Source organism: Streptomyces sp. LS-MS-L19, from assembly GCF_058382285.1.
Map to the genome: position 1 here is coordinate 6273371 of NZ_JBYCLL010000001.1, position 26959 is coordinate 6300329.

The following is a 26959-nucleotide window of genomic DNA, read 5'->3' on the forward strand; positions in this document are numbered from 1 at the left end:
CCATCAACGCGTCCAGCCCTCCCGCTGCCGTCGAACTGCGCGGCATCACCAAGCGATTCCCCGGCGTCGTCGCCAACAAGGACATCGACATCACCGTCCGCACGGGCACCGTGCACGCCCTGTGCGGTGAGAACGGTGCCGGCAAGTCCACCCTGATGAAGATCCTCTACGGCATGCAGCAGCCGGACGAGGGCACCATCACCGTGAACGGCGAGACGGTCACCTTCCACACCCCCGCCGACGCCATCGCCCGCGGCATCGGCATGGTGCACCAGCACTTCATGCTCGCCGACAACCTCACCGTCCTGGAGAACGTCGTCCTGGGCGCGGAGAAGCTGTACGGCATCGGCGCCAAGGCCCGCGCGAAGATCAGGGAGATCTCCGACGCGTACAGCCTGAACGTCCGCCCCGACGTCCTCCTCGAGGAGCTCGGTGTCGCCGACCGCCAGCGCGTGGAGATCCTCAAGGTCCTCTACCGAGGCGCCAAGACGCTGATCCTCGACGAGCCCACCGCCGTCCTCGTGCCGCAGGAGGTCGACGCGCTCTTCGACAACCTGCGGGAGCTGAAGGCGGAAGGTCTCACGGTCATCTTCATCTCGCACAAGCTCGGTGAAGTCCTCTCCGTGGCCGACGAGATCACCGTCATCCGCCGCGGCACCACCGTCGGCACCGTCAAGCCGGCCGGCACCACGACCAAGCAGCTCGCCGAGCTGATGGTCGGCAGCGAACTGCCCACCCCGGAGACCGAGGAGTCCACGGTCACCGACGTGGCGCTGCTCAAGCTGGACGGCCTGCGCCTGGCCCAGACCGACCTCGACGGCGTCGAGCGGATCATCCTCGACGACATCTCCTTCACCATCCACAAGGGCGAGGTCCTCGGCATCGCCGGTGTGGAGGGCAACGGCCAGTCCGAGCTGGTCGAGGCCATCATGGGCATCCGTGCCCTGAACGCCGGCACCATCGCCCTCGACGGCACCGACATCTCCCACGTCCCCACCCGCCAACGCCGTGAGGCCGGCGTCGGCTACATCCCCGAGGACCGCCACCGCCACGGCCTGCTCCTCGAGGCCCCGCTGTGGGAGAACCGCATCCTCGGCCATGTCACCGAGAAGCCCAACTCCCGCGGCCAGCTCCTCGACATCAAGGCCGCCCGCACCGACACCGAGCGCATCATCCAGGCGTACGACGTCCGCACCCCCGGCATCGACGTCACCGCCGCCTCCCTCTCCGGCGGCAACCAGCAGAAGCTGATCGTCGGCCGCGAGATGAGCCACGCCCCCAAGCTGCTCATCGCCGCCCACCCGACCCGCGGTGTGGACGTCGGCGCGCAGGCCGCGATCTGGGACCACATCCGCGAGGCCCGCCGCGAGGGCCTGGCCGTGCTGCTGATCTCCGCCGACCTGGACGAGCTCATCGGCCTGTCCGACACCCTGCGGGTGATGTACCGCGGCCGACTGGTCGCCGACGCCGACCCCGCCACCATCACCCCGGAGGAGCTGGGCTCCGCCATGACCGGTGCCGCCACCGGCCACCTGGAGCACGAAGAGGGCTCCGCAGACGACTCCGCAGCGGTCTCCGCCGAGGACGACGAGGACGCCCGATGAACAAGCTGACCCAACGCATCGACAAGGAGCGGCTGCTCCTCGGCATCGCGGCCCCGCTGCTCGCGGTCGTCGCCGCGCTCGTCGTCACCACCCTGGTGATCCTCGCCACCGGCAAGAATCCGGGCGCCGCCTTCAGCGACATGCTGACCTACGGGTCCGCCAGCGACAGCCAGGTCTACATCCTCAACAAGGCGACGACGTACTACCTGGCGGGTGTCTCGGTGGCCATCGGCTTCCGGATGAACCTGTTCAACATCGGCGTCGACGGCCAGTACCGCATCGCCGCGTTCTTCGCCGCCGTCCTCGGTGGCGCGCTGACCACGCCGGGCTGGATCTCCATCCCGCTGATCATCCTGTGCGCCATGGCGACCGGCGCCCTGTGGGCGGCCATCGCGGGCGTCCTCAAGGTGACCCGCGGGGTCAGCGAGGTCATCTCCACGATCATGCTGAACTCGATCGCCACCGCGATCATCGCCTACCTCCTCCAGCCCGGGAAGCTCGCCGAGCTCCAGGCCGGCGGCACCGTCGTCTCCACCAAGCCGCTGCCGGAGTCGTCGTACTTCTTCCAGATCGACACCGGCGCCGCGGGCGAGCTGTGGGGCTTCATCGTGATCGCCGTGATCGTCGGCATCGCCTACTGGTTCGTGCTCGGCCGCACCCGCTTCGGCTTCGACCTGCGCACCGTCGGCCAGTCCGAGTCCGCCGCCTCCGCGAGCGGTGTCTCGGTGAAGAAGATGGTCGCCACCAGCATGGTGATCTCGGGCGCGGTGGCCGGCCTGATCGGCATGCCGACCCTGCTCAACGACAGCCACCAGTTCAGCAACGACTTCCCCGTCGGCATCGGCTTCACCGGTATCGCCATCGCCCTGCTCGGCCGCAACAACCCGGTCGGCATCGCGCTCGGCGCCCTGCTCTGGGGCTTCCTGGAGCGCACCACCAACCACCTGGAGTTCGAGGGCTACGACAAGGAGATCCTCGGCGTGATCCAGGGCGTCATCGTCCTGTGCGTCGTCATCGCCTACGAGGTCGTACGCCGTTACGGGCTCAAGCGTCAGCAGCAGCGGGTCGGCGCCGAGCTCGCCGCCCAGGCCGCCACCCGGACCCAGAAGCAGGAGGTGGCGTGATGACTGCCACGATGACCGACACGCCGCCCCCCGCGGCCCCCAAGGCGGACACCGCCACCCGGTCGGGCCGCTCGCTCGGCCAGATCCTGATGATCGTCGCCGGCGCGCTGCTGCTCATCGCCGCGGTCCGGGTCATCTCCGGCTCCGACCAGCTCACCTCCGAGGGCCAGGTCTCCGCCGCCCTCAGCCTCGCCGTGCCGATCGGCCTCGCCGGTCTCGCCGGTCTGTGGTCCGAGCGGTCCGGCGTGGTCAACATCGGCCTCGAAGGCATGATGATCCTCGGCACCTTCGGCGCCGGCTGGATCGGCTGGCAGTCCAGCCCCTGGCTCGGCCTGCTGTGCGGTGTCGGCTTCGGCGTCGTCGGCGGCCTGCTGCACGCCGTCGCCACCGTCACCTTCGGCGTCGACCACATCGTCTCCGGTGTCGCGATCAACCTCCTCGCGCTCGGCACCACCCAGTACCTCGCCAAGCTGTTCTTCGTCGACGGCAAGGCGGCCGAGGCGGGCGGCAACCCCAAGCAGTCCCCGCCCGTCGACTCGCTGCCCAACTTCGACGTCCCGGGCCTGTCCAGCGGGCTGCACTCCATCGAGAACCACCACTGGTTCCTGATCTCCGACATCGCCGGCATCCTCGGCGGCCTGGTCACCGACCTGTCCGTGGTGACGGTCCTCGCGATCGCGCTGTTCGTCGGCAGCTGGTGGCTGCTGTGGCGCACCCCGTTCGGTCTGCGGCTGCGCTCCTGCGGTGAGAACCCGATCGCCGCCGAGTCCCTCGGCGTCAACGTCTACAAGTACAAGTACATGGCCGTGGCCGTCTCCGGCGGCCTCGCCGGCCTCGGCGGCGCGTTCCTCGCACTGGTCACCTCGCACACCTACCTCGAAGGCCAGACCGGCGGCCGCGGTTACATCGGTCTCGCCGCGATGATCTTCGGCAACTGGCGTCCGGGCGGTCTCGCCATGGGCGCGGGCCTGTTCGGCTACTCCGACGCGCTCCAGCTGCGCAACGGCGGCGAGACCGTCCACGCGCTGCTGCTCCTGCTGTTCGTGCTGCTGCTGGCGATGGCCGGCTGGAAGCTGTACAAGAAGGCGCACTGGCAGGGCGGCATCAGCCTCCTGGTGGCCGCGGGCGTCCTGGTCTGGTACCTGGTCACCGACGAGGTCCCGAGCGACTTCGTGGGCGCCACCCCGTACGTCGTGACCCTGCTGGTGCTGTCGCTGTCCGCGCAGCGCCTGCGGATGCCCAAGGCGGACGGTATGCGCTACCGGAAGGGGCAGGGCAAGTGACGGGCGTCGACTGGAGCGCGCTCAGGGAAGCGGCCCGGGGCGCGATGTCCCGGGCCTACGCCCCCTACTCCGGCTACCCGGTCGGCGTGGCCGCCCTGGTCGACGACGGCCGTACGATCACCGGCTGCAACGTCGAGAACGCCTCCTACGGCGTCGGCCTGTGCGCCGAGTGCGGTCTGGTCTCGGAGCTGCAGAACACCGGGGGCGGCCGCCTCACGCACTTCACCTGCGTGGACGGCAAGGGCGAGGTGCTCGTCCCCTGCGGACGCTGCCGCCAGCTGCTCTACGAGTTCGGCGGCGCCGAGCTCCTCCTGGAGACCCCGGCGGGCATCCTGCCGCTCTCCGAGATGCTCCCGCAGGCCTTCGGGCCCGAGCACCTCACCAAGTAATTCCCGGAAGGAAAGCCCTGCATGGCCATGGACGTCATCTCCGTCATCCGCACCAAGCGGGACCGCGGCGAACTCAGCGACGAGCAGATCGACTGGGTCATCGACGCGTACACCCGCGGGGAGGTCGCCGACGAGCAGATGTCCGCGCTCGCGATGGCCATCCTGCTCAACGGCATGAACCGCCGCGAGATCGCCCGCTGGACGGCCGCGATGATCGCCTCGGGCGAGCGGATGGACTTCTCGTCCCTCTCCCGCCCCACGGCGGACAAACACTCCACGGGAGGTGTCGGCGACAAGATCACGCTGCCGCTGGCGCCCCTGGTGGCGGCCTGCGGCGCGGCCGTGCCCCAGCTCTCGGGCCGCGGCCTCGGCCACACCGGCGGCACGCTCGACAAGCTGGAGTCGGTCCCCGGCTGGCGCGCGCTGCTGTCGAACGAGGAGATGCTGAACGTCCTCGACACCACCGGCGCGGTGATCTGCGCGGCGGGTGACGGCCTGGCCCCGGCCGACAAGAAGCTGTACGCCCTGCGGGACGTCACCGGCACGGTCGAGGCGATCCCGCTGATCGCCTCGTCGATCATGTCGAAGAAGATCGCGGAGGGCACGGGTTCGCTCGTGCTCGACGTCAAGGTCGGCACCGGCGCGTTCATGAAGACCATCGAGGACGCGCGGGAGCTGGCGTCCACGATGGTGGGTCTGGGCACCGACCACGGCGTCAGGACGGTCGCGCTCCTGACGGACATGTCGACCCCGCTCGGCCTCACGGCGGGCAACGCCCTCGAAGTCCGCGAGTCGGTCGAGGTCCTGGCGGGCGGCGGCCCCTCGGACGTCGTGGAACTCACGATCGCCCTGGCCCACGAGATGCTGGCCGCGGCCGGCATCCGTGACGCCGACCCGGCGAAGGCGCTGGCCGACGGCTCCGCGATGGACGTGTGGCGGCGGATGATCGCGGCGCAGGGCGGCGACCCGGACGCGTCCTTGCCGGTGGCCCGCGAGCAGCACGTGATCAAGGCCCCGTCCTCGGGCGTCCTGACCCGCCTCGACGCCTACGGCATCGGCGTCGCCGCCTGGCGCCTCGGCGCGGGGCGTGCCCGCAAGGAGGACCCGGTGCAGGCGGGCGCGGGCGTGGAGATGCACGCCAAGCCGGGCGACACGGTCACCGAGGGCCAGCCCCTCCTGACCCTCCACACGGACACGCCGGAACGCTTCGCCTACGCGCTCGAGTCGATCGCGGGTTCCTACGACATCGAGGCGGCGGGTACGGCGTTCACGGCGTCGCAGGTGGTGCTGGAGCGCATCGCCTGAGCGGGAGTTCTTTCGAGTGAACGGGATCGGCGCGGCTGCCCGCCGATCCCGTTCGGCATGTTGGCTGACTCCATGGACGTGCTCGACGGCGACTACATCATGGCCGACAGCGAGTGGGACGAACTGGTGTGGGTCTGGCGGCAGTCGGAGGTCCCCCGAGGCTGCCGCGTGGAGATCATCGACGGACTGATCGCCGTGACGCCGTACTCAGCGGTTGGTCCTCGCAGTGCCACCCCGCCTCGGTCTCCACGTCCCCGATGTCGCCGTGGTGCCCCAGGACGCGTTGCTCACGACCGACCAGGCCTTTGTCGACGCCGGCCGGGCCGAACTCGTCGTGGAGGTCACCTCCCGGGCCACCGCCCGCCACGACCGGGTGACCAAACCCGCCGCCTACGCCTCCGCGGCCGTCCCGCTCTACCTCCTTGTCGACCGCTGGGCGCCGGACGGCCCCACCGCGACCCTCTACGGAGAGCCCCGGGGAGACGTCTACACCCCGCTGGCAGCCGCCGAGTTCGGCGAAGCCCTCACCATCCCGGCCCCCTTCGACCTCGTCATCGACACCGGTGAGTTCCCCGCGACGTGAGTCACCCCAACAACGCCGCCACGACCACCAGCACCGGTACCGACACCACCGTCGACACCAGGATCGAGTCCCGGGCCAGGCGCTCGCCCACGCCGTAGGTCGACGCGTAGGTGTAGAGGTTCTGCGCGGCCGGCAGGGCCGATGTCACCACCACGTCGAGGAGTTGCGCTCCGTGGAGGCCGAAGACGCCGGCCGCCAGCGCCCAGGCCGCCACCGGCTGCCCCACCGACTTCAGCGCGACCGAGAGCAGGACGAGCCCGCGGTCCGGGCCCCGGCCGGGCATCGTGCTGCCGCACAGGGAGATGCCGAAGGCGAGCAGGACCGCCGGGACCGACATGCCGCCGATGAGCGTGAGGGGGTCCATGACGGGGGCCGGGACCTTCAGCCCGGCCGCCGAGACCGCCACGCCGGCCAGTGAGCCCACCGCGATCGGATTGCGCAGCGGAGTGAGCAGTCGCCGCCACAGCGGGCCCTTCTCGCCCTCGCCGGACGCCAGGTCGAGGACCGTCAGCGCGACCGGGGTCACCCCGACCAGCTGGAACAGCAGCACCGGCGCCACGAGTGAGGCGTCACCGAGGACGTACACCGCGATGGGGATGCCGAGGTTGCCGGAGTTGACGTACGACGAGCACAGCGCGCCGATCGTCGTACGGCCCAGCCCCCACCCCCGTACGACACCCACCGCCACGAAGACGCCCGCCGCCGCTGCCGTGCTGAGCGCGGTCACCAGCAGGCGGCTGGAGAAGATCACCGACAGGTCGGCCTTCGCGAGCGTGGTGAACAGCAGGGCGGGGGAGGCGACATGGAAGGCGAGCTTGGTCAGGACCTCCCGGCCCTGGTCACCGAGGTATCCGCGCAGGCCGATGAGGTAGCCGACCCCGATGACCACCGCGATCACCGCGAAGCCGGTCAGCACTCCCTGCACGGGGGCTCCTCAAGGGTGAGGAGGGCGTGGGGTATCCAGGGAGGTGCTGATGGGTGGCGCATACAGGTAACCCTCGGGGGAAGGTGCCACCCAGGTCAACGTGATCCTGCCCGCGCCGAGGCGGCCGTCCTCGCGGCAGGGCCGATGAGTTACGCCCACCCGCCCGGTCTACCGATCGTGGACGCCATGACACCCGCTGTACTCGTGCTGACCGGCCCCGTCACCCGGGACGAGGTGACGGGGCTGAGCGACGAGGTCGGGGCGCTGCTGCGGACGACCCGCGCCGGGGTGGTGGTGTGCGATGTCGCCGGGCTCGGTCCACCAGGGCTCGGCGCGGTGGACCTGCTCGCCCGGCTCCAGCTGGCCGCCCGGCGGGCCGGGGGCCGGATCAGACTGCGCGACCCCGACCCCGCGCTACACGCCCTCCTTGACCTCGTCGGCCTCCGCTTCGAGGTGGAGGGGCAGACCGAACAGCGGGAACCAGCGCTGGGTGTCGAGGAAGAAGTGGAACCCGGTGAGCCGGCCCTCTGAGATCTCCAGCACCTGGACCGCCCACGGGCTGTAGCCGCCCTTCTCCGGGTCCGGCTTGTACTGGGCGAACCCCGGCAGGCCGTTGACCTGCACCGGCACCAGGCGGGAGCCCTCGCAGGCCGAGCCCAGGGTGGTCATGAAGCCGGTGATGTCGTCGTGGCCCGTCAGCCACAGGTCGAACGGCGGCATCGTCATGATGGCGTCCTCGTGGAGGAGAGCCGTCAGGGCCGTCATGTCGTACCCCTCGAACGCCTTCACATAGCGCTCCAGGAGCTTCTGCTGCTCCTCGTCGAGCGGGTCGGACACGGCCGCGTCGGCGCCGTGCTCCTCCCGCTCGGCGAGCGTGGCGCGGGCGCGCTGGAGGGCGCTGTTGACGGAGGCGACGGAGGTGTCGAGCAGCTCGGCGACCTCGCTGGCCTTCCAGGCGAGCACCTCGCGCAGGATCAGCACCGCGCGCTGCTTGGGGGGCAGTTGCTGGAGGGCGGCCATGAAGGCGAGCCGGACGGTCTCCTTGGCGACGGCCGCCTCGGCCGGGTCCTCGACGGTGGGCAGGATGCGGTTGTCGGGCATCGGTTCCAGCCAGGTGTGGTCCGGGCGGGGGGAGAGGGCGGCCTGGGCGAGGGGCGTCGACTCGGAGAGGTCCATGGGGCGGGCGCGCTTGTTGCCGGCCGTCAGCATGTCCAGACAGACGTTGGTCGCGATGCGGTACAGCCACGAGCGGAGGCTGGAGCGGCCCTCGAACTTGTCGTAGCTGCGCCAGGCCCGCACCATCGTGTCCTGCACCGCGTCCTCGGCCTCGAAGGAGGAGCCGAGCATGCGGTAGCAGTAACCCGTCAGCTCGGTGCGGTGCTTCTCGAGCCTGAGATCGAGGTCTGTCGTCGTCGTACTGTCCGTCATCGTCCACCCACCCCTGTGGCCGTGCTGTGTCGCGCCTTTGCGCCCAGTACTTGGAAGCTACCGCAGGGGTCTGACAATGGCGTGCCGAGTGGTTGAACGTGCAGGTCAGGGAGTCTCTCGCCCCCGCCGCCCCTACCCGTCCCGTCCTCCAGGGGGCTCCGCCCCCTTCCACCCCCGCTCCTCAAAGGCCGGACGGGCTGAAATCAGCCTGTCCGGCGTTTGAGGACGAGGCCCCTTCAGGGCCGATGGGGGTCTGGGGGCGCAGCCCCCAGGAACGACACGATCCCCTGGCCGGCCGACCCCGGCCAGGGGAAGCGAAACGTGCGGCTCAGGCCGTCGCGAGCCGCTGCTGGGTCTTAGGGCCGGCCAGGCACATTCCCGCCTGCCGGGCGGCGCCTGGCACGCACGCTCGCCGCGTTGCCGAACCGCCCACGTGGCTCCGCCACGAGGGCGCTCCGGCGCCTTGCGATCGCACGCACCAGACGCCGCCCGGCCAGCCCTTCGGGCTGACGACGGGAATGTGCCTGGCCGGCCCTTGCCGCACGTGTTCCGAGGACGGTGATCGACACGACGCCGAGCACCGCGAGGAGGCCCACCCCGACCGTTCCGGCCCAGCCGCCCGCGTGGAAGGCGAGCGCGCCGACCGTGCTGCCCGCGCTGGAGCCGATGTAGTAGGCCGACTGGTAGAGGGCCGAGGCCTGGGCGCGGCCGTGGGTGGCCGTCTTGCTGACCGCCGACGAGGCGACCGCGTGGCCCGCGAAGAAGCCGCCCGTGATCAGGACCAGGCCGAGCAGGACCAGGGGGAGGGAGCCCGCGAGGGAGAGCAGCAGGCCCGTCGCCGTCGTACCGCCCGCCGCGTACAGGGCGCCCCGGCGGCCGAGGCGGCCGACCAGGCGGCCCGCCGTGGACGCGGACACCGTGCCCACCAGGTAGACCAGGAAGATCGAGCCCACGATGCCCTGGGGGAGCGAGAAGGGCGCCTCGGTCAGGCGGTAGCCGATCACCGTGTACACGCCGCCGAAGACCGTCATGAACAGGGCACCGATCGCGTAGAGGCGGCGCAGCAGCGGGTCACCCAGGTGTTCCCGCACCGTGCCGAGCAGCACGCGCGGCTTCAGGGAGCCCGCCTGGAAGTGCTGCGGCGCCGGTAGCAGCAGGCGGAACGCCACCGCACAGGCCACCGCGAGCGCGCCGATGACCCCGACGGCCACCCGCCAGCCCCATTCCTGCGCGACCCAGCCGGTGATGACCCGCCCGCTCATGCCGCCCACGCTGTTGCTGGCCACGAACAGACCGATCGCCGTGACCAGGGCCTTCGGGCGGACCTCCTCGGCGAGATACGCCGTCGCGGAGGCCGGCAGTCCGGCCAGGGCCGCCCCCTGCACCGCCCGCAGCGCCACCAGCACGGGCAGCGAGGGCGCGAAGGGGACCAGGAGACCGACCGTCACCGCGACCGCCAGCGAGGCCGTCATGACCGTACGGCGTCCGAAGCGCTCGGAGAGGGCGCTCATCGGCAGGACGAACAGCGCCAGCCCGCCGGTCGCGGCCGCCACCGTCCAGCTCGCCTCGCTCGCCGCTACCCCGAACTCGCCCGAGATCAGCGGCAGCAGGGCCTGCGTGGAGTACAGCAGCGCGAAGGTCGCGACACCGGCGAGGAAGAGGGCGAAGCTCATCCGGCGGTAGCCGGGGCCGCCCGGGGTCAGGCGGGAGTCGGGGGCAGGGGCGGGAGGCACGGCGCCCACGCGGGTGGACGCCTCGGTACTGGCAGGCATGCCTCGAAGTTACGTACGACCGCGCTTATCCGTCCAATGCATGGATCCGCCATAATCGTTCCCATGGAGCATCAGCACAGGTCACGGGCGCACCTGTCACCATCCAGTGACACAGAAGACATGGTGATGTTGCTGGCCCCACGGCTCGCCCACTTCGCCGGCGTCGCCCGCACCGAGCACGTCACCCGCGCCGCCCAGGAGATGGACGTACCCCAGTCGACGCTCTCGCGTGCGATGGTCCGCCTGGAGCAGGACCTCGGTGTCGACCTGTTCGCCCGCATCGGCCGTACGGTCTCCCTCACCCCCGCGGGACGCACCTTCCTCGCCTCCGTCGAACGGGCCCTCGCCGAGATCCGGCGCGCCGCCGACGAGGTCCGCGCGGACGCCGACCCGGCCACCGGCAAGGTCGCCTTCGGGTTCCTGCACACCATGGGGTCGGAGACCGTCCCCGGCCTGATCCGCGCCTTCCGCGCCGACCATCCCCGGGTCCGCTTCAGCCTGGTCCAGAACTACGGCGAGGCGATGATCGAACGCCTGCGCGCGGGAGAGCTGGACCTGTGTCTGACCTCCCCGGTCCCGGACGCCCCGGACCTCGTCGCCCGCCGCCTCGACGAACAGAAGCTGCGGCTCGTGGTCCCCGCCGACCACCCGCTCGCGGCCCGCAGGCGCGTCCGCCTCGCCGAGGCCGCCGAGGAGGCCTTCGTCACCCTGGAACCCGGCTACGGCCTCCGCCGCATCACCGACGACCTCTGCCAGGAGGCCGGCTTCAAGCCGCGGATCGCCTTCGAGGGGGAGGAGGCCGAGACGCTGCGGGGCCTGGTGGCGGCCGGACTGGGCGTCGCGCTGCTGCCACCGCCGGCCTTTCCCCGCCCGGGGGTGGTGGAGCTGACCGTCACCGCGCCGAGGGCGGTACGGGAGATCGGCGTCGCCTGGCTGGACGGCCACCCGGACACACCCCCGGTGGCCGCCTTCAAGAAGTTCCTGCTGTCGAGACGGGGCAGCCTGCTGCCCTGACCTACCGCCGCCGCCCCCCGAACCCGGAGGCGAGCGGCATCCGCAGCCCCAGCGGCGGAGGTGCGGCCAGCGCGTCCTGCACAGGCCGGGACAGTGCCCGTCCGAACAGCGCCCCCATCACGAAGTCCTCGGTCAGCGCCTGTACTTCGGACCGGTACTGGTGCAACCCGTGTCCGTCGGAGTGGACTTCGAACCGGCACACGTCCCGGTTCGCCTTCTTCGCCCGGGACGCGAGCCGGAACGACAGCTCGGGATCGGTGCGTCGGTCGTTCGTGCCGTGCACCACCAGCACGCGCCGGCCCACGAGCTGCTTCACCGGTTCGGGGGAGGCCGCCATGTCCTCCTCGGGCAGCCAAGGCGCGATCGCCACCACGGAGTTGACCGCCTCGTGCCCACCCGCGTGCAGCGCCGCCCGCCCGCCCATACCGACGCCGACCAGGGCCACGGAAACGTCGCCGTAGCGCCGTACGACCTCGTCCGCGGCCCAGTTGGCGTCCTGCGCGAGATGCGCCTCGCTGCCGTTCCACCCGCGGTAGCGGTAGTGCACGAGGTGCGCCGCCAGTCCGTCCGGCCGGCCCGCGCGGGCCAGCCGTCGCCCCAACGACCGTACGGAGGACGGCAGTCGCATGGCGGAGGGCCTGCGCAGAGAGGTTTCGTCGCCGCTCGGGAGGAGCAGCACCACACCGCTCACCGCCGCCGGCTCCGGGCCGAGTGTCCTGCCCAGTCGGGCGCTGCGAACCGGCGTCGCTTGCTGTGCCATGGCAGAACAGTGTCAGAAGCGCGGGTGTACGACACGAGGCGGGGCGGTCACCGTTGGGTATCGACGGATCCGTACAGCGGGCGATCTACGCGCGTAGGCGTTAGAGTGCGGAAATGACGAGCAAGACTGACCGGACGGGGACCTCCCCGAGCTCGGACCAGATCCGCCGGGCACCCAAGGTTCTGCTGCACGATCACCTCGACGGCGGGCTGCGTCCCGGCACGATCGTCGACCTCGCCCGGGAGACCGGGTACGGCCAACTCCCCGAGCACGACGCGGACCGGCTCGGCGTCTGGTTCCGCGAGGCCGCCGACTCCGGTTCGCTGGAGCGGTACCTGGAGACCTTCTCGCACACCGTCGGCGTCATGCAGACCCGCGAGGCCCTGACCCGGGTGGCCGCCGAGTGTGCCGAGGACCTCGCCGAGGACGGCGTCGTCTACGCCGAGGTCCGGTACGCCCCCGAACAGCATCTCGAGAAGGGCCTGACCCTCGAAGAGGTCGTCGAGGCCGTCAACGAGGGCTTCCGGGAAGGCGAGCGGAGGGCCAGGGCGAACGGCCACCGCATCCGCGTCGGCGCCCTGCTGACCGCGATGCGGCACGCGGCCCGCGCCCTGGAGATCGCCGAGCTCGCCAACCGGTACCGCGACCTCGGCGTCGTCGGCTTCGACATCGCGGGCGCCGAGGCCGGCTACCCGCCCACCCGGCACCTCGACGCCTTCGAGTACCTCAAGCGCGAGAACAACCACTTCACCATCCACGCCGGTGAGGCCTTCGGGCTGCCGTCCATCTGGCAGGCGCTCCAGTGGTGCGGCGCCGACCGGCTCGGGCACGGGGTGCGCATCATCGACGACATCCAGGTCCACGAGGACGGCACCGTCAAGCTCGGCCGGCTCGCCTCCTACGTCCGGGACAAGCGGATCCCGCTGGAGCTGTGCCCCAGCTCCAACCTCCAGACCGGGGCGGCGACCTCGTACGCCGAGCACCCGATCGGACTCCTGCGGCGGCTGCACTTCCGGGCCACCGTGAACACCGACAACCGGCTGATGTCCGGGACCAGCATGAGCCGGGAATTCGAGCATCTTGTCGACGCGTTCGGCTATACGCTCGACGACATGCAGTGGTTCTCCGTCAATGCGATGAAATCAGCGTTCATTCCTTTCGATGAACGACTCGCGATGATCAATGACGTCATCAAGCCCGGATATGCCGAGCTGAAGTCCGAATGGCTGTTCCAGCAGACGGCCTCCACCAGCGGTTCTGTGGCCGAGGACGACTGATCCCGGGAATTCTCCGGTACGGAATGCGGGCGGGTGTTCACAATCCGTCCGCATTTCGATGTTTGCGGCGGGCGGGTGCGCATGTTTACGGTCGTGGACCGCTCACATCCCCGTAAACCCATTTCGAGGACGCATTTCATGAAGCAGTCTGCTGCCAAGACCCTCGGTGTCGCCGCCCTCGGTGCCGCCTTCGCCGCGGCCGGCGCGGGTGCCGCGAACGCCGCTCCGGCGGTCCCGGACGCCTCCCAGGCGCTCGGCACCGTCTCCCAGGGGCTCCCCACCGAGAACCTCACCAAGGCGCTCCCGGGTGCCGGTGAGGCGCTGGCGCAGGCCCAGCCGGCGCTCGGCGCGGGCCTCGCGGCCGCGCAGCCCGCCGCCCAGCGGGTGCTCGCCGACGGTCCGACCGCGCCCGTCGCCGGTCTCCTCGGCGGCCTGCCGATCGGCAAGGTCCTGCCCGGCGGTGGCGCCGGCACCGGCGTGAACGGCCTGCCGCTCGGCTGAGCCACGGAGTCATGAGGCGGCCCTGAGGCAGTGAGGTCCTCAAGGCCCGCCGCTCCTCGCACGCGCCGGTGGGGCGCACCCCCTGAACTCGGGGTGCGCCCCACCGGCGTACGTGCGCACGGGGTGCTACCAGGCGGCCTGCGCCTTGTCCTCCGAGGGGAACAGGATCCACAGGGCGATGTAGAGCAGGAACTGCGGGCCCGGCAGCAGACAGGAGACCAGGAAGATCACGCGCATGGTGGTCGCGGAGGTGCCGAAGCGCCGTGCCAGCGCGGCACACACTCCGCCGATCATGCGGCCGTTGGTGGGGCGGGCGAGGCGGGACATTGCGGCTCCTTCGCGAGCGTCGGGTGGGAGAGTCCGAGTGACCCTCCAACTGCTTTCCACGCTACGGAGACGAAAGACGCAAAGCGTCGCTCTACGGTGCGATCCCGACCCTGGGAATCGTCGGGGTCCTACCCTGAGCCGGCTCCTCCTGGCGGACGGACGGGCGAGGGCCGCGCCCGGTCCCGCGACGGAGCCAGTGGCGGGCCGCCGGCACGACCGCGAGGTGCGCGAGCGCCACACCGGCGGTGTTCAGGAGCAGCGAGTCGATGTCGACGACCTGGCCGGGGACACCGGTCTGGAGCAGCGCGATGCCCAGGGAGATCAGGGCCCCTGCGGCGGCCGTACGGACCAGGGAGCCCAGCGTGGACGCCCAGAGCCTGCCGTGCGCCATCGGGATCAGGAAGCCGAGCGGGGCGAGCAGGGCGAGCCCCTCGCCGATCCGGCGGGCCGCCTCCTGCCAGCCGAGCGCGAGGTCGGCGCGGATGCCGGCCAGGGGGTGCAGGTTGGCGGGGACGACCCACGGGACGTCCAGTGGCCGCAGCCTGTACCAGGCGACGAACGCGAGGTGTGCGACGAGGAGGACACCTCCTGCCACACGGACGCGAAGGGCGGTATTGCCGCCGATGAAGCCTTGCTGCACGACCCCCTAGACGCCGCGCTCGGCACGATCGGTTCCGGAACACCCCGAGGTACCTGGGTGAGGTCTGCGCCACACGTGGTCGTCGGACCCCCGTCAGCCGCCGGTCACCTCGCTCGACGGCGGCTGGTGGCTGCTCGGCTGGGAGCGGACCTGGTCCGTGCAGTCGTAGCGGCGCAGGGGGGCGGTGCCGGGGCCGCCGAGGATGACGGAGCCGTCGCCCTCGGCCGCGGCCGAGTCGGAGAACGTGCACACGAGCTGCGCGAGGGCGTAGCGGGAGAGGTCGGCGGGCGGGGTGCTCAGCCGGAGCGTGTCCTCGGGGTCCTTGGGGCGCGGTCCGCTGACGGTCGTGCCGCCGCGGACGTACGTCTGGTACCCGGCGTCCTGCTCGGCAGCCGACGGAGCCTTGGCGAGCTGGTCGAGGAGGCCCTGCGCGACCAGCACCCGCCGCTCGGAGTCCTCGGTGCCGTCCGGCACCCGTACGGTCCGGTCCACGGCCACCAGCGACGACCCGCACAGCAGGAACACCTGCACGGCCAGCCCCCCGGACGCCTGCGCCGCCCCCGACTCCGACAGGGAACACCGCACCCGGGAGGGCGCGGGCCCGAAGTCGGTGGGCACCTCGGTGGACCGGATCCCGCACCCGGCGACCAGCACCGCGAGCACGGGCAACGCGAGCAGCCGCCGCACGGCGACACCGGCCCGCGTCTTCCGGACCCGGCCCGCGCCCTGCAGCCGGGACAGCGACGCACCGCCCTGCCCGGCCCGCCGCCCGCCGAGCAAGGGCACGGAGGCCGCCGAGCCGACGCGCGGCTGTGTCTCCTGGCCGACCCGCGTCCGCGCCTCCCCGCCGACCGGCGTCTGAGCCGCCCGCCCGGGGCGCGGCTGTGTCTCCTCGCCGACCTGTGCCCGCGTCTCCCCGCCGCCGACAGGGGACTTCGTCTCCCAGCCGGCCTGCCCCCGTCGCCGCCCCGTGTCCATCACACGTCCCCCTTCTTCGCCCCGGCGTCGTCCTTCTTGGTCTCTGTCAGTTGTTCTGCCAGGGCCGAGGCGTCGCGCGGGAGGTGGAGGGTGAAGACGGCGCCGCCGTCGGGGGAGTTGGCCGCGGTGATCTCGCCGCCGTGGATGTGGGCGTTCTCCAGGGCGATGGAGAGGCCGAGGCCGCTGCCCTCGGAGCGGGGGCGGGAGGCGCTGGCCTTGTAGAAGCGGTCGAAGACGTGCGGGAGGACGTCCTCGGGGATGCCGGGACCGTGGTCCCGGACCCGGATGACCACCTCGTCGTCCGCGGCGCGCACGGCCACCCGCACCGGCGAGCCACCGTGCTTGAGCGCGTTGCCGATGAGGTTGGCCAGGATGACGTCCAGGCGCCGCGGGTCCAGGCGGGCGTGGATCCCGCGCTCGGCGTCCAGCTCCACCGCGTCCAGCCACGCGCGCGCGTCGATGCACGCCGTGATCTGGTCGGCCACGTCGACGTCGTCGAGGACCAGCCGGGCCGTACCCGCGTCGAAGCGGGTGACCTCCATCAGGTTCTCCACCAGGTCGTTGAGCCTGCGGGTCTCGCTGACCACCAGCCGGACCGCCGGTTCGATCATCGGGTCCATGGAGCCGGACTCCGCCTCCAGCTCCTCCTCCAGGATCTCCGTGACGGCGGTGATCGCGGTCAGCGGCGTCCGCAGCTCGTGGCTCATGTCCGCCACGAAGCGCCGCGAGGCGTCGTCGCGCGCGGCCATGTCCTCGACCCGCTTCTCCAGCGCCTCGGCCGCGTAGTTGAACGTCCGTGACAGGTCCGCGAGTTCGTCGGTGCCGGAGACCCTGAGCCGGGTGTCGAGGCGACCCTCGCCGAGCCGCCGGGCGGCAACTCCCAGCCGGTGCACCGGCTTCAGTACGGTCGTCGCGGCGGCCTGCGCGAGCAGCGCGGAGCCGATCAGGGCGAGGCCGGTGGCGATACCCAGCGACCAGGCAAGGGAGTTGAGGTCCTTGGCCTCCGGCTCGAGGGACTTGAGCATGTAGCCGGTCGGACCGCCGCCGATCACGCGCGTACCGGCGACCAGATACGGCGTGTCGTGGTCGACGATCCGCTGCCAGTACAGGTGGTAGGCGGACTTGTTGGCGGAGTCGATATTCTGCTTCTCGTTCACCGCCTCGCGCAGCGACACCGGCACGTCCTGGAGCGTGAACCCGTCCAGGGCGCCCGAAGTGCCGTACACCGTCCTGCCGTTCACGTCGTCGGCGACCAGCAGCACGCTGAAGCGCTGGCTGCTGCCCGCCATCTGCCCGGCGGCCTGCTGGAGTTCGTCCTGTGTGGGATCCGCCGGCAGGGCGCCCGCGCGGTTCTGCATCTCCTGCTGGAAGTCCCGCAGCACCGCGTCCTGGGCGCGGGTGAGGACCGCCTCGCGGTTGAGCCAGTAGGCGATCCCGGACGCGGACACGGCGGCGGTCAGCGCCACCAGGCCGAACACCACGACCAGACGCAGTCGCAGACTGGTGAAACGCAGCCGTGACCACACACCCTTGCGAGCCGCGAACCAGCCGCGGAGCCCCCCTTGCGCTTCGGTCACTGAGGCGTGTCCAGCCGGTAGCCCACACCCCGCACGGTCCGGATCAGCGTCGGGGACGACGGCACGTCCTCGACCTTGGCGCGCAGCCGCTGCACACAGGCGTCCACCAGACGGGAGTCACCGAGGTAGTCGTGCTCCCACACCAGCCGCAGCAACTGCTGGCGGGACAGCGCCTGACCGGGCCGCCGGGACAGCTCCAGGAGCAGCCTCAGCTCGGTGGGCGTCAGCTGCAGGTCCTCGCCGTTCTTCGTGACGGTCATGGCCGCACGGTCGATGACCAGGGACCCGAAGCTCGCCGCGTCCGTCGACTCGCGTTCACCGCGCCGCAGCACGGCCCGGATCCGGGCGTCGAGGACCCGCCCCTGGATCGGCTTGACCACGTAGTCGTCGGCGCCGGACTCCAGCCCGACCACCACGTCGATGTCGTCGCTGCGCGCGGTCAGCAGAATGATCGGCAGCTGGTCCGTGCGCCGGATGCGCCGGCACACCTCGAACCCGTCGATACCGGGCAGCATCACGTCCAGCACGATCAGGTCCGGCCGCTGCTCACGCAGCAGTTTGAGGCCGTCCTCGCCGGTGGCAGCGGTGGCAACCCGGTGACCCTGGCGCGTGAGGCTCAGCTCCAGGGCGGTACGGATGGCGTCGTCGTCCTCGATCAGCAACAGGGAAGGCACGGGCTCATTCTGGCCCATGGCACGGCCGGGTATCGACACCTGTACACCTGCGTGCGCATAGCGCTGCTCTCTGTGCCCGTCCTGTGCGATTCCTGCGACGGGGCCCTGTGACAGGTCTGTGACAGTCGGCGGACACGGCCATGAAGGTGCGAGGGCAAGCTTCTCGGCACGGGCAAGGAAGTACCGCCCGGAACGACCGAACACCGGAAGTCCACGACGGGGGGCGCGAGATGAACACGCTGCACAGCACCAACACTGGCGCAGTGATCACGCGTCTCCACGACGTGAACGGGGGCCGGGGTTCCGAGAAGTCCGGTGCCGCAAGCGGGCGGGGGTGCGCTCGCGGCACCGGGCGTCAGCACACCACGTACATGTCGGTGGTTGACACCTTCACGGGGGAAGCGCACGGGGGATCGTCGTACAGGGAGGGCACGGGGGAGCGTCGTTCGCTGTCGGAGGCGGAGTTCACCGCCTACGTCCAGGAGCGCCGCGCCTCCCTGTACGCCACCGCCTACCACCTGACCGGTGACCGCTTCGAGGCCGAGGACCTGCTGCAGAGCGCGCTGTTCTCGACGTACAAGGCGTGGGACCGGATCAGCGACAAGGCCGCGGTCGGGGGCTACCTCCGCCGCACCATGACGAACCTGCACATCAGCGCGTGGCGCCGCCGCAAGCTGAACGAGTACCCGACCGAGGAACTGCCGGAGACGCCCGGCGACACGGACGCGATGCGCGGCACCGAACTGCGCGCGGTCCTGTGGCAGGCGCTCGCCCGGCTCCCCGAACTCCAGCGCACGATGCTGGTCCTTCGTTACTACGAGGGCCGCACCGACCCGGAGATCGCGGAGATCCTCGACATCAGTGTCGGCACGGTGAAGTCCAGCATCTGGCGGTCCCTGCGCCGCCTGCGCGAGGACGAGGTCCTCAGCTTCGGCCGTGACGAGGAGAACGCCTTCGGGGAGCTCGTGGCCTGAGGGTTCGGGGGGACAGCACCACCATCGGGGGAGCACCACCAGTGGGGGACCGGGTATCGGCTGGGGGGCCGGTACCCGGGCGGGGGACAACGGGGAAGCACCAGGAAGCGGGACTGGAGGGCCGGGGGGTCCTTCCAGTCCCGCTTCTTCGTGCGCGCTCAGCCGGCCTCCATCAGCCTCGCCCCGGCGGCCGTGTCACCGACCGCGACGGCCTCGGCGGGCTCCCGCCCCTCGACGGCGTACACGCCGGTCGTGCCGTGCGGGATCGTGACCTCGGAGTCGCCCGGGGTGTCGTCGCACTCCGGGATCTCGGCGGTCCCCAGCCGCTCGCCCACCGTGAAGCCGATCTCTCCGGCGGGCAGATAGACGCGGTTCTCGTACCGCACCGCACCCGCACAGGAGGCCGCGGCCTCGCCGGACTCCTCGCCCGGGCCGCAGCCGGCCACGGCCGCGAGGAGGACGAACGCGAGAACCCGCTGGGCAGTTGTCATCGGCTTCCTTTCCGAGTGACCGTTTTCCGGTCCTACGACGGAGAAGGCGCCGTCGGCGTTCAGGTCGCCGGAGTCGCCGCCGGGCGGGGGTCGGCCGCCGCGGCGGAGAGGCGGGCGAGCGCCTCGTCCTTGTCACAGGGGTGGGCTCCCAGCGCGGTCTGGCGGGCGACGATCGAGCGCTCCAGACGCATCAGCCGCCAGCCGCGCCGCAACAGGAACGGCACCGACTTGCGGCCCTCGCGCAGATCCCGCAGGAACCGGCGACGGAAGGTGCGCACCGGGCCCCGGCTCAGACACAGCGCGTCGGCCAGCACCCCCAGCTCCCGGCAGCGGGTGACGATCTCGGCGGCGAAGATACCCTCCGCGATGAACAGCGGGGTGCGGCCCATCTCGACCGCCTCCTCGCCGGTGCGGGCGCTCAACGAGATGTCGTAGACCGGGATGCGCGTACGGCCCGTGCGGCACAGGTCCACGATCGCCGCCACCGCGGTGTCCGCGTCCCAGGAGCCGGGATGGTCCCAGTCGATGTCGGAGCTCCCCGCCACCAGCGGCAGCGTCGGGTCGGTGCCCTCCTTGTAGAAGTCGTCGAGCCTCAGGACCGGAAGACCGGAACGGGCCGAGAGAAGGGACTTGCCGGAGCCGGAGGGGCCGCAGAGCAGCACGACTCGCGTCGGTATGGCCGGTTGGGAACTCACGGGACACCAGTGTGAGGCATTCACCTGCCGTTCATCGACCCCGCGGGTCGGCTTTGAAGCGTGCGTCACACTTCAACTACCCTTCGTGCCGACTCGATTACCCCCCGTACGGAGAAGGTGGCAGCAACGATGGCCCGATACGAGAACCCGACCGCCCAGCGGGCGCTGGTCGCCCTGGCGACCGCGGGAGTGGCGCTCGGCGCCGGCGCGACGGCGGCCTCCGCCGCGGAACCGGTCGTCGACGTGGTGCGCACCCGGCCGACCTCCCTGGGGAACATCGACCCCCAGTCGGGGTTGCAGGGGCTCACCGGCACGGTCGGGTACGTCACCGGGCCGGTGGCCGGGCTCAAGCCGAACCCGCTGGCGGGGACGGGTGTCGACCCGCTGGACAACGGGGTCGGTACGCAGCTCGCCGACTTCCAGCCGCTGGCGACGCGGGCGCTGACCGGGCCGGTGGCTCAGGCGCAGTCGATCGGGTCGATGCCGGTGGTGGGGCAGGTGGCGGGGCTGCTCGGCGGGTGACACGGAGGGGGGCGGCGGGGAGCTGCGGACCGTTGCCGGGTGCGGGTGCGTCCTGGCTGGTCGCGCAGTTCCCCGCGCCCCTGAAGACGCGGCCTGCGGCCGCTGTCCTCAGTACGAGGAGCCCCCGGCTCCCAGCGAACCCGTCGGGTGCCAGACCGTCTTCGTCTCCAGGAACGCCGTCAGGCGGTCGATTCCCGGCGTCGCCGTCCAGTCGTCCACAGGCTGTGGACGCAGGACGCGCTTCAGGTTGTCCGCCGCGGCGATCTCGAGTTCCTTCGCGAGGATCTCGTCCGCACCCGCCAGGTCGATCGCGTTGACGTCCTGGTGGGAGGCGAGGGGGGTCGCGATCTCCGCCGTACGGCCGGAGAGGACGTTGACCACGCCTCCGGGGACGTCCGAGGTGGCCAGGACCTCGGCCAGGGACAGGGCGGGGAGCGGGGACTTCTCCGAGGCCACCACGACCGCCGTGTTGCCCGTCGCGATCACCGGGGCCAGCACGCTCACCAGGCCCAGGAACGACGACTCCTGCGGGGCCAGGACCGCGACCACGCCCGTCGGTTCGGGGGAGGAGAGGTTGAAGTACGGGCCCGCCACCGGGTTGCCGCCGCCGACCACCTGGGCGATCTTGTCGGTCCAGCCCGCGTACCAGACCCAGCGGTCGATCGTCGCGTCCACCCGCTCGGCGGCCTTCGACTTCGACAGGCCCTCCGCGTCGGCCACCTCGTGGACGAACTGCGCCCTGCGGCCCTCCAGCATCTCCGCGACGCGGTAGAGGACCTGACCGCGGTTGTAGGCCGTGGCTCCTGACCAGCCGCCGAACGCCTTGCGCGCGGCCACGACCGCGTCACGGGCGTCCTTGCGGCTCGACTGCGGCGCGTTCGCCAGCCACTTGCCCTTTGCGTCGGTCACCTCGTACACCCGGCCGCTCTCGGAACGCGGGAACTTCCCGCCGACGTACAGCTTGTAGGTCTTCAGCACATTCAAGCGGTCAGACATCGAGGTATGCCTCCAGGCCGTGGCGACCGCCCTCGCGGCCGAAGCCCGACTCCTTGTAGCCGCCGAAGGGCGAGGTCGGGTCGAACTTGTTGAACGTGTTGGACCAGACGACCCCGGCCCGGAGCTTGCCCGCGACCGCCAGGATCCGCGAGCCCTTCTCGGTCCAGATGCCCGCCGACAGGCCGTACTGCGTGTTGTTCGCCTTGGCGACCGCCTCGTCGGGCGTACGGAAGGTCAGGACCGACAGCACCGGGCCGAAGATCTCGTCGCGGGCGATGGTGTGCGCCTGGGTGACGTTGGTGAAGAGCGTCGGGGCGAACCAGTAGCCGGAGGACGGCAGTTCGCACTCCGGGGACCACGGCTCGGCGCCCTCGGCCGCGCCCTTGTCGACGAGCGAGGTGATCCGCGCGAGCTGCTCGGCGGAGTTGATCGCGCCGATGTCCGTGTTCTTGTCGAGCGGGTCGCCGAGGCGCAGGGTGGACAGGCGGCGCTTCAGGGAGTCCAGCAGCTCGTCCTGGATCGACTCCTGGACCAGGAGGCGGGAGCCCGCGCAGCAGACCTGGCCCTGGTTGAAGAAGATGCCGTTGACGATGCCTTCCACGGCCTGGTCGATCGGGGCGTCGTCGAAGACGATGTTGGCGCCCTTGCCGCCCAGTTCGAGGGTGAGCTTCTTCCTCGACCCCGCCACCGTCCGCGCGATCTCCTTGCCGACGGCCGTCGAGCCGGTGAAGGCCACCTTGTTGACGTCCGGGTGCGCGACGAGCGCGGCACCGGTGTCGCCGTAGCCCGGGAGGATGTTGACGACACCCTTCGGCAGACCCGCCTGGCGGCACACGTCCGCGAAGAACAGGGCGGACAGGGGGGTCGTCTCGGCGGGCTTCAGCACGACCGTGTTGCCGGTCGCCAGGGCCGGGGCGATCTTCCACGCCAGCATCAGGAGCGGGAAGTTCCACGGGATGACCTGGCCGGCCACGCCCAGGGGCTTCGGCGCCGGGCCGAACCCGGCGTGCTCCAGCTTGTCGGCCCAGCCCGCGTAGTAGAAGAAGTGCGCGGCGACCAGGGGCAGGTCGGCGTCGCGGGTCTCCTTGATCGGCTTGCCGTTGTCCAGGGTCTCCAGGACGGCCAGCTCGCGCGAGCGCTCCTGGATGATCCGGGCGATGCGGAACAGGTACTTGGCGCGCTCGGAGCCGGGCAGCGCCGACCACTTCGCGAAGGCCCTGCGGGCGGCCCCCACCGCGCGGTCCACGTCCGCCTCGCCCGCCTGGGCGATCTCGGACAGGACCTCCTCGGTGGACGGCGAGACGGTCTTGAAGACCTTGCCCTCGGCCGCCTCCACGAACTCGCCGTCGATGAACAGGCCGTAGGAGGGGGCGATGTCGACGACCGAGCGGGACTCGGGCGCCGGTGCGTACTCGAATGCGGATGCCATGGTGATCAGTCCACCGTCACGTAGTCGGGGCCGGAGTAGCGGCCGGTGGCCAGCTTCTGACGCTGCATCAGCAGGTCGTTCAGGAGCGAGGAGGCGCCGAAGCGGAACCAGTGGTTGTCGAGCCAGTCCTCGCCCGCGGTCTCGTTGACCAGGACGAGGAACTTGATCGCGTCCTTGGACGTACGGATGCCGCCGGCCGGCTTCACACCCACCTGGACGCCGGTCTGCGCACGGAAGTCGCGCACCGCCTCCAGCATCAGCAGGGTGTTGGCGGGAGTGGCGTTCACCGCGACCTTGCCGGTGGACGTCTTGATGAAGTCCGCGCCGGCCAGCATGCCGAGCCAGCTCGCGCGGCGGATGTTGTCGTACGTCGACAGCTCGCCGGTCTCGAAGATGACCTTGAGCCGGGCGTCGGTCCCGCAGGCCTCGCGCACGGCGACGATCTCGTCGTACACCTTCATGTAGTTCCCCGCGAGGAACGCCCCGCGGTCGATGACCATGTCGACCTCGTCTGCGCCGGCGGCCACCGCGTCGCGCACGTCGGCCAGCTTCACGGCCAGGGCGGCGCGGCCGGCCGGGAAGGCGGTGGCCACGGAGGCGACCTTCACACCGGAACCGGCGACGGCCTCCTTGGCGACGGCCACCATGTCGGGATAGACGCAGACCGCGGCCGTGGCGGGGGTCGTCCGGTCGGTCGGGTCGGGGCGAACCGCCTTGGCGCCGAGCGCCCGGACCTTGCCCGGGGTGTCCGCGCCTTCCAGCGTCGTCAGGTCGACCATCGAGATGGCGAGGTCGATGGCGTACGCCTTCGCGGTCGTCTTGATGGAACGGGTACCGAGGGAGGCGGCGCGCGCCTCCAGACCGACGGCGTCCACGCCGGGCAGCCCGTGAAGGAACCGGCGCAGCGTGCTGTCGGACGCGGTCACGTCCGTGAGCGGGTGTGCGGCTGATGCAGTGGTGGGCATGGTCACCAGACGAGCATATCTACGCGCGTAGCGGCTGTACAGGGGGGCAGGTCACCCACGTGGAAGGGGAGCGGGCCGCACGAACCCTCTTACCGGCGGCGCTTAGGATCGCGAGCATGTCGTCCGCAACCCCGGAATCCAGGGACCGCATCTACCGCTCACCCATGGCGCTGATCGGCGGCTTCCTCCTCCTCGTCATCATCGGCTGGCTCGGCTTCGACGCGGTCGCCTCCGGCAGCGGCAGCACGCCGTGGTTCGCGCTCGCCACGCTGCTCCTCCTCGTGCCGCTGGTGATCGCCTTCACCCTCCGCCCGGCCGTCTTCGCCAACCACGACCGGCTGCGCATCCGCAACCCCTTCCGCGTCATCGTCCTGCCCTGGGGCGAGGTCGAGATGTTCCGCTCGGGGTTCTCGAACGAGGTGCTCGCCAAGTCCGGCACCAAGTACCAGCTGTGGGCGATCCCGGTCTCGCTGCGCGGCCGCAAGAAGGCGGCGCGGCAGACCGCCCGGCAGGAGTCCGGGCGGGGGCCGAGCAGGGGGATGGGGCTGTTCGGCTCGATGCAGACCGATGTGCTCGGGGGGCGGACGCCGGTTCCCGACGGTCCCGTCCGGGCCGAGACCGACCAGATCATGGACGATCTCGGGGACCTGCTGGAGGCCCGGGGGAAGGCGAAGACGTCCCAGGGGGAGGTCTCGGTGCGGTGGGCTTATGAGATCGCGGGGCCTGCGGTGGCGGGGGCGGTGCTTCTTTTGATTCTGGCGGTGGTGGGGTAGCGCGTCACGGGGTGTTGCGCGGGGTGTGCGGCGGGTGCGGGTGCGGGTGCGGGTGCGTTGTGGCTGGTCGCGCCCGCGCGGCGGTAGCCGCACATCGATACAGCCCCGCGCCCCTTTGGGGCGCTCACGGCGGGCCGGGGTGGGAGTGGGGCGCGGAACCAAGGTCAACATCCATCCCTAAATCACCCGATGGGGTGCTCCGGACCTGTGCATGGGGCAACGCAGAGGTTCAGTCCAATCCCCATTCACCGGCTGCTGTCAGCCTCCGGCCATGAACGCACCCCTGAACACCCCGCGCATGGGCATCCCCGCCCGTCTCGCGGACACGCTGAGCATGCCGGAGCGGCACGAGTACCTCCGGCGGTCCCTGTCCCGGCGCGGTCTCCTCGCCGCGACCGCGGTCGCCGGTGCGGCCGGACTCGCCGCGAGCGGCACTGCGCGGGCGGCCACCCCGGACCTCGTCACCCGCTCGGCCACCGAGCACGTCGACGGCGCCCTCGTCGCGCCGTTCGGCCGGCACCTCGCGTACGGCGCCGACCCGCGCACCCAGATGCGGGTGTCCTGGCAGGTTCCGCTGCCCGTCCGCGATCCCTTCCTGCGGATCGGGCTCAGCCCGCTCGACCTCGGCCACAAGGTCCCCGCCGAGGTGCGGGACCTGTTCACCCCGGCCGGGGTCGGCAAGAGCGCCGACATCGACCAGTACTACGTGCACGCGGCCCTGGACAACCTGCGGCCCGGGACGACCTACTACTACGGCGTCGGCCACGACGGCTTCGACCCGGCGCACGCCGGTGCCGCGCACACCGTCTACTCCTTCACCACCGCCCCCGACACCCACAGCCGGCGCCCGTTCGCCTTCACCGCGTTCGGCGACCAGAACCCCAGCTACACCGCCATCGGCCTCAACGCCCTCGTCCAGGCCCAGAACCCGGCCTTCCACCTGCACGCAGGCGACATCTGCTACGCCGAGGAGACCGGGCACGGGCTGCCCGCCGACAGCAGCAACTACGACGCCCGGCAGTGGGACCAGTTCCTCGCCCAGATCGAACCGACGTCGAGCCGGGTGCCGTGGATGGTGGCGTTCGGCAACCACGACATGGAGGCCTGGTACTCGCCCAACGGCTACGGCGGCAACGAGGCCCGCTTCACGCTCCCCGGCAACGGGTTCGACCCGGAGAAGGCACCGGGTGTGTACTCCTTCGTCCACGGGAACGTCGCCGTCGTCTCGGTCGACGCCAACGACGTGTCGTACGAGATCCCCGCCAACCGCGGTTACACGGGCGGCAGGCAGACCGCGTGGCTGGACCGGCGGTTGGGGCAGCTGCGCAAGACGCCCGGCATCGACTTCATCGTGGTCTTCCACCACCACTGCGCCTTCTCCACCACCAGCTCGCACGCCTCCGAGGGCGGGGTGCGGGAGGAGTGGGTGCCGCTGTACGAGAAGCACCAGGTGGATCTCGTCGTCAACGGGCACAACCACGTGTACGAGCGCACGGACCCGGTGGTGCGGGACAAGGCCGTGCGGGAACTGCCCATCGGGGGCACGCACGAGCCGGCCCGTGGTGGGGTCGTCTACGTGACCGCGGGCGCGGGCGGGGAGAGCGTCTACAGCTTCCCCGTGGCCGACAGCTACGAAGGGCACGAGGACGAGGTCGGGGCGGTTCCGACGTACTACACGGGCGCGGGGGGCAAGGTCACCGAGAGCGTGGACTGGTCGCGGGTGCGGTACACCGGGTACTCGTTCATCCGCGTCGACGTGAAGCCGGCTTCCGCGGGGCGGACCTCCACGCTGACGGTGCGGGCGCTGGCGGCCACGGGGGCGGAGGTGGACCGGTTCGTCGTGGCGCGGAAGGTGACCGGCTGAGACGGGTGACCGGCTGAGACGGGTGAGGGGCGGCCCGGACGGGGGCCGCCCCTCGGCTTCGGTGGCGGTGGCGGGTTGTGGTGGTGGCG

At 71.2% G+C, this 26959-nt stretch carries 27 protein-coding genes and 1 pseudogene; 14 read left to right on the forward strand and 14 right to left on the reverse strand.

The window, feature by feature from the left end; translation table 11 throughout:
* Positions 1 to 35 precede the first annotated feature (35 nt).
* From AC2XR2_RS28110 to AC2XR2_RS28135, 6 genes and pseudogenes are all read left to right on the forward strand, one after another.
* Positions 36 to 1604, forward strand: coding sequence for an ABC transporter ATP-binding protein (locus AC2XR2_RS28110; RefSeq protein ID WP_330269628.1), 1569 nt, complete (start codon positions 36 to 38; stop codon positions 1602 to 1604).
* Entirely contained in the window at positions 1601 to 2728 is a 1128-nt protein-coding gene (locus AC2XR2_RS28115; RefSeq protein WP_449351771.1) for an ABC transporter permease, read from the forward strand. Before AC2XR2_RS28110 ends, AC2XR2_RS28115 begins: the two co-directional genes overlap by 4 nt.
* Positions 2728 to 4011, forward strand: a complete 1284-nt coding sequence (locus AC2XR2_RS28120; RefSeq protein ID WP_381297289.1) for an ABC transporter permease — start codon at positions 2728 to 2730, stop codon at positions 4009 to 4011. Before AC2XR2_RS28115 ends, AC2XR2_RS28120 begins: the two co-directional genes overlap by 1 nt.
* Positions 4008 to 4400: a cytidine deaminase gene (locus tag AC2XR2_RS28125; RefSeq protein ID WP_491516627.1), complete on the forward strand. Its 393-nt coding sequence runs from the start codon at positions 4008 to 4010 to the stop codon at positions 4398 to 4400. The genes AC2XR2_RS28120 and AC2XR2_RS28125 overlap by 4 nt, the downstream gene beginning before the upstream one ends.
* Before the next feature lie 27 nt (positions 4401 to 4427).
* Positions 4428 to 5705: a thymidine phosphorylase gene (locus AC2XR2_RS28130; RefSeq protein WP_491518515.1), complete on the forward strand. Its 1278-nt coding sequence runs from the start codon at positions 4428 to 4430 to the stop codon at positions 5703 to 5705.
* 57 nt (positions 5706 to 5762) lie between these two features.
* Positions 5763 to 6288: pseudogene (locus tag AC2XR2_RS28135) on the forward strand (Uma2 family endonuclease).
* A gap of 1 nt (position 6289) precedes the next feature.
* Here the strand turns inward: AC2XR2_RS28135 and AC2XR2_RS28140 are convergent.
* Complete coding sequence (locus tag AC2XR2_RS28140) at positions 6290 to 7213, reverse strand: AEC family transporter (RefSeq protein WP_491516628.1); 924 nt, start codon at positions 7211 to 7213, stop codon at positions 6290 to 6292.
* Between the two features lie 144 nt (positions 7214 to 7357).
* On the opposite strand from AC2XR2_RS28140, the gene AC2XR2_RS28145 reads away from it, so the two are divergent.
* The gene (locus tag AC2XR2_RS28145; protein ID WP_491516629.1) at positions 7358 to 7744 is read left to right on the forward strand and encodes an STAS domain-containing protein; all 387 of its coding nucleotides are present in this window, start codon (positions 7358 to 7360) and stop codon (positions 7742 to 7744) included.
* On the opposite strand, the gene AC2XR2_RS28150 is transcribed toward AC2XR2_RS28145, so the two are convergent.
* Together AC2XR2_RS28150 and AC2XR2_RS28155 are read right to left on the reverse strand one after the other, a co-directional pair.
* Positions 7628 to 8641, reverse strand: a complete 1014-nt coding sequence (locus AC2XR2_RS28150) for a sigma-70 family RNA polymerase sigma factor (RefSeq protein WP_491516630.1) — start codon at positions 8639 to 8641, stop codon at positions 7628 to 7630. The two genes, AC2XR2_RS28145 and AC2XR2_RS28150, sit on opposite strands and share 117 nt — an antisense overlap.
* A gap of 356 nt (positions 8642 to 8997) precedes the next feature.
* The gene (locus AC2XR2_RS28155; RefSeq protein ID WP_491516631.1) at positions 8998 to 10413 is read right to left on the reverse strand and encodes an MFS transporter; all 1416 of its coding nucleotides are present in this window, start codon (positions 10411 to 10413) and stop codon (positions 8998 to 9000) included.
* 63 nt (positions 10414 to 10476) lie between these two features.
* On the opposite strand from AC2XR2_RS28155, the gene AC2XR2_RS28160 reads away from it, so the two are divergent.
* Positions 10477 to 11427 (forward strand): LysR family transcriptional regulator, encoded by a 951-nt coding sequence (locus AC2XR2_RS28160; RefSeq protein WP_330264804.1) that lies wholly within the window; start codon positions 10477 to 10479, stop codon positions 11425 to 11427.
* Between the two features lies 1 nt (position 11428).
* On the opposite strand, the gene AC2XR2_RS28165 is transcribed toward AC2XR2_RS28160, so the two are convergent.
* Positions 11429 to 12187 carry a dienelactone hydrolase family protein gene (locus AC2XR2_RS28165; protein WP_491516632.1) on the reverse strand — a complete coding sequence of 253 codons (759 nt, stop codon included), beginning with the start codon at positions 12185 to 12187 and terminating at the stop codon, positions 11429 to 11431.
* 113 nt (positions 12188 to 12300) lie between these two features.
* Here AC2XR2_RS28165 and AC2XR2_RS28170 point away from each other — a divergent pair, with 113 nt between their 5' ends.
* Together AC2XR2_RS28170 and AC2XR2_RS28175 are read left to right on the forward strand one after the other, a co-directional pair.
* The gene (locus AC2XR2_RS28170; RefSeq protein ID WP_381298317.1) at positions 12301 to 13464 is read left to right on the forward strand and encodes an adenosine deaminase; all 1164 of its coding nucleotides are present in this window, start codon (positions 12301 to 12303) and stop codon (positions 13462 to 13464) included.
* Positions 13465 to 13602: 138 nt separating this feature from the next.
* Positions 13603 to 13965 (forward strand): ATP-binding protein, encoded by a 363-nt coding sequence (locus AC2XR2_RS28175; RefSeq protein ID WP_330264801.1) that lies wholly within the window; start codon positions 13603 to 13605, stop codon positions 13963 to 13965.
* 126 nt (positions 13966 to 14091) lie between these two features.
* Here the strand turns inward: AC2XR2_RS28175 and AC2XR2_RS28180 are convergent, their stop codons facing one another.
* The 5 genes from AC2XR2_RS28180 to afsQ1 form a co-directional block, all read right to left on the reverse strand.
* Positions 14092 to 14292: a PspC domain-containing protein gene (locus AC2XR2_RS28180; RefSeq protein ID WP_328780767.1), complete on the reverse strand. Its 201-nt coding sequence runs from the start codon at positions 14290 to 14292 to the stop codon at positions 14092 to 14094.
* A gap of 91 nt (positions 14293 to 14383) precedes the next feature.
* Entirely contained in the window at positions 14384 to 14932 is a 549-nt protein-coding gene (locus AC2XR2_RS28185) for a VanZ family protein (protein ID WP_491516633.1), read from the reverse strand.
* Between the two features lie 93 nt (positions 14933 to 15025).
* Positions 15026 to 15664 (reverse strand): hypothetical protein, encoded by a 639-nt coding sequence (locus tag AC2XR2_RS28190; protein WP_381298515.1) that lies wholly within the window; start codon positions 15662 to 15664, stop codon positions 15026 to 15028.
* A gap of 245 nt (positions 15665 to 15909) precedes the next feature.
* Positions 15910 to 17487 (reverse strand): ATP-binding protein, encoded by a 1578-nt coding sequence (locus AC2XR2_RS28195; RefSeq protein ID WP_491516634.1) that lies wholly within the window; start codon positions 17485 to 17487, stop codon positions 15910 to 15912.
* A complete protein-coding gene (afsQ1, locus tag AC2XR2_RS28200; protein ID WP_020141253.1) occupies positions 17484 to 18161 on the reverse strand; it encodes a two-component system response regulator AfsQ1 in 678 nt (225 codons plus the stop codon). The genes AC2XR2_RS28195 and afsQ1 overlap by 4 nt, the downstream gene beginning before the upstream one ends.
* Positions 18162 to 18391: 230 nt before the next feature.
* Between afsQ1 and AC2XR2_RS28205 the strand changes: the two genes are divergently transcribed.
* Positions 18392 to 19135, forward strand: coding sequence for a SigE family RNA polymerase sigma factor (locus AC2XR2_RS28205; RefSeq protein ID WP_449351761.1), 744 nt, complete (start codon positions 18392 to 18394; stop codon positions 19133 to 19135).
* Positions 19136 to 19293: 158 nt separating this feature from the next.
* On the opposite strand, the gene AC2XR2_RS28210 is transcribed toward AC2XR2_RS28205, so the two are convergent.
* Both AC2XR2_RS28210 and AC2XR2_RS28215 read right to left on the reverse strand, forming a co-directional pair.
* Entirely contained in the window at positions 19294 to 19626 is a 333-nt protein-coding gene (locus AC2XR2_RS28210) for a DUF6281 family protein (protein ID WP_491516635.1), read from the reverse strand.
* A gap of 59 nt (positions 19627 to 19685) precedes the next feature.
* The gene (locus tag AC2XR2_RS28215; RefSeq protein WP_381298327.1) at positions 19686 to 20390 is read right to left on the reverse strand and encodes a uridine kinase; all 705 of its coding nucleotides are present in this window, start codon (positions 20388 to 20390) and stop codon (positions 19686 to 19688) included.
* A 60-nt stretch (positions 20391 to 20450) separates the two neighbouring features.
* Between AC2XR2_RS28215 and AC2XR2_RS28220 the strand changes: the two genes are divergently transcribed.
* Positions 20451 to 20843, forward strand: a complete 393-nt coding sequence (locus AC2XR2_RS28220; RefSeq protein WP_381298329.1) for a hypothetical protein — start codon at positions 20451 to 20453, stop codon at positions 20841 to 20843.
* A gap of 108 nt (positions 20844 to 20951) precedes the next feature.
* Here AC2XR2_RS28220 and AC2XR2_RS28225 read toward each other — a convergent pair whose 3' ends face one another.
* The 3 genes from AC2XR2_RS28225 to deoC are packed head-to-tail and all read right to left on the reverse strand — an operon-like array spanning position 20952 to position 24233.
* Entirely contained in the window at positions 20952 to 21839 is an 888-nt protein-coding gene (locus tag AC2XR2_RS28225) for an aldehyde dehydrogenase family protein (protein WP_381298330.1), read from the reverse strand.
* Complete coding sequence (locus AC2XR2_RS28230; protein WP_491516636.1) at positions 21832 to 23268, reverse strand: aldehyde dehydrogenase family protein; 1437 nt, start codon at positions 23266 to 23268, stop codon at positions 21832 to 21834. The genes AC2XR2_RS28225 and AC2XR2_RS28230 overlap by 8 nt, the downstream gene beginning before the upstream one ends.
* 5 nt (positions 23269 to 23273) lie before the next feature.
* Positions 23274 to 24233 carry a deoxyribose-phosphate aldolase gene (deoC, locus tag AC2XR2_RS28235; RefSeq protein WP_330269626.1) on the reverse strand — a complete coding sequence of 320 codons (960 nt, stop codon included), beginning with the start codon at positions 24231 to 24233 and terminating at the stop codon, positions 23274 to 23276.
* A gap of 116 nt (positions 24234 to 24349) precedes the next feature.
* Between deoC and AC2XR2_RS28240 the strand changes: the two genes are divergently transcribed.
* Both AC2XR2_RS28240 and AC2XR2_RS28245 read left to right on the forward strand, forming a co-directional pair.
* Entirely contained in the window at positions 24350 to 25006 is a 657-nt protein-coding gene (locus AC2XR2_RS28240) for a PH domain-containing protein (RefSeq protein ID WP_330264791.1), read from the forward strand.
* Positions 25007 to 25304: 298 nt separating this feature from the next.
* Entirely contained in the window at positions 25305 to 26870 is a 1566-nt protein-coding gene (locus tag AC2XR2_RS28245) for a purple acid phosphatase family protein (RefSeq protein WP_491518516.1), read from the forward strand.
* Positions 26871 to 26959 lie beyond the last annotated feature (89 nt).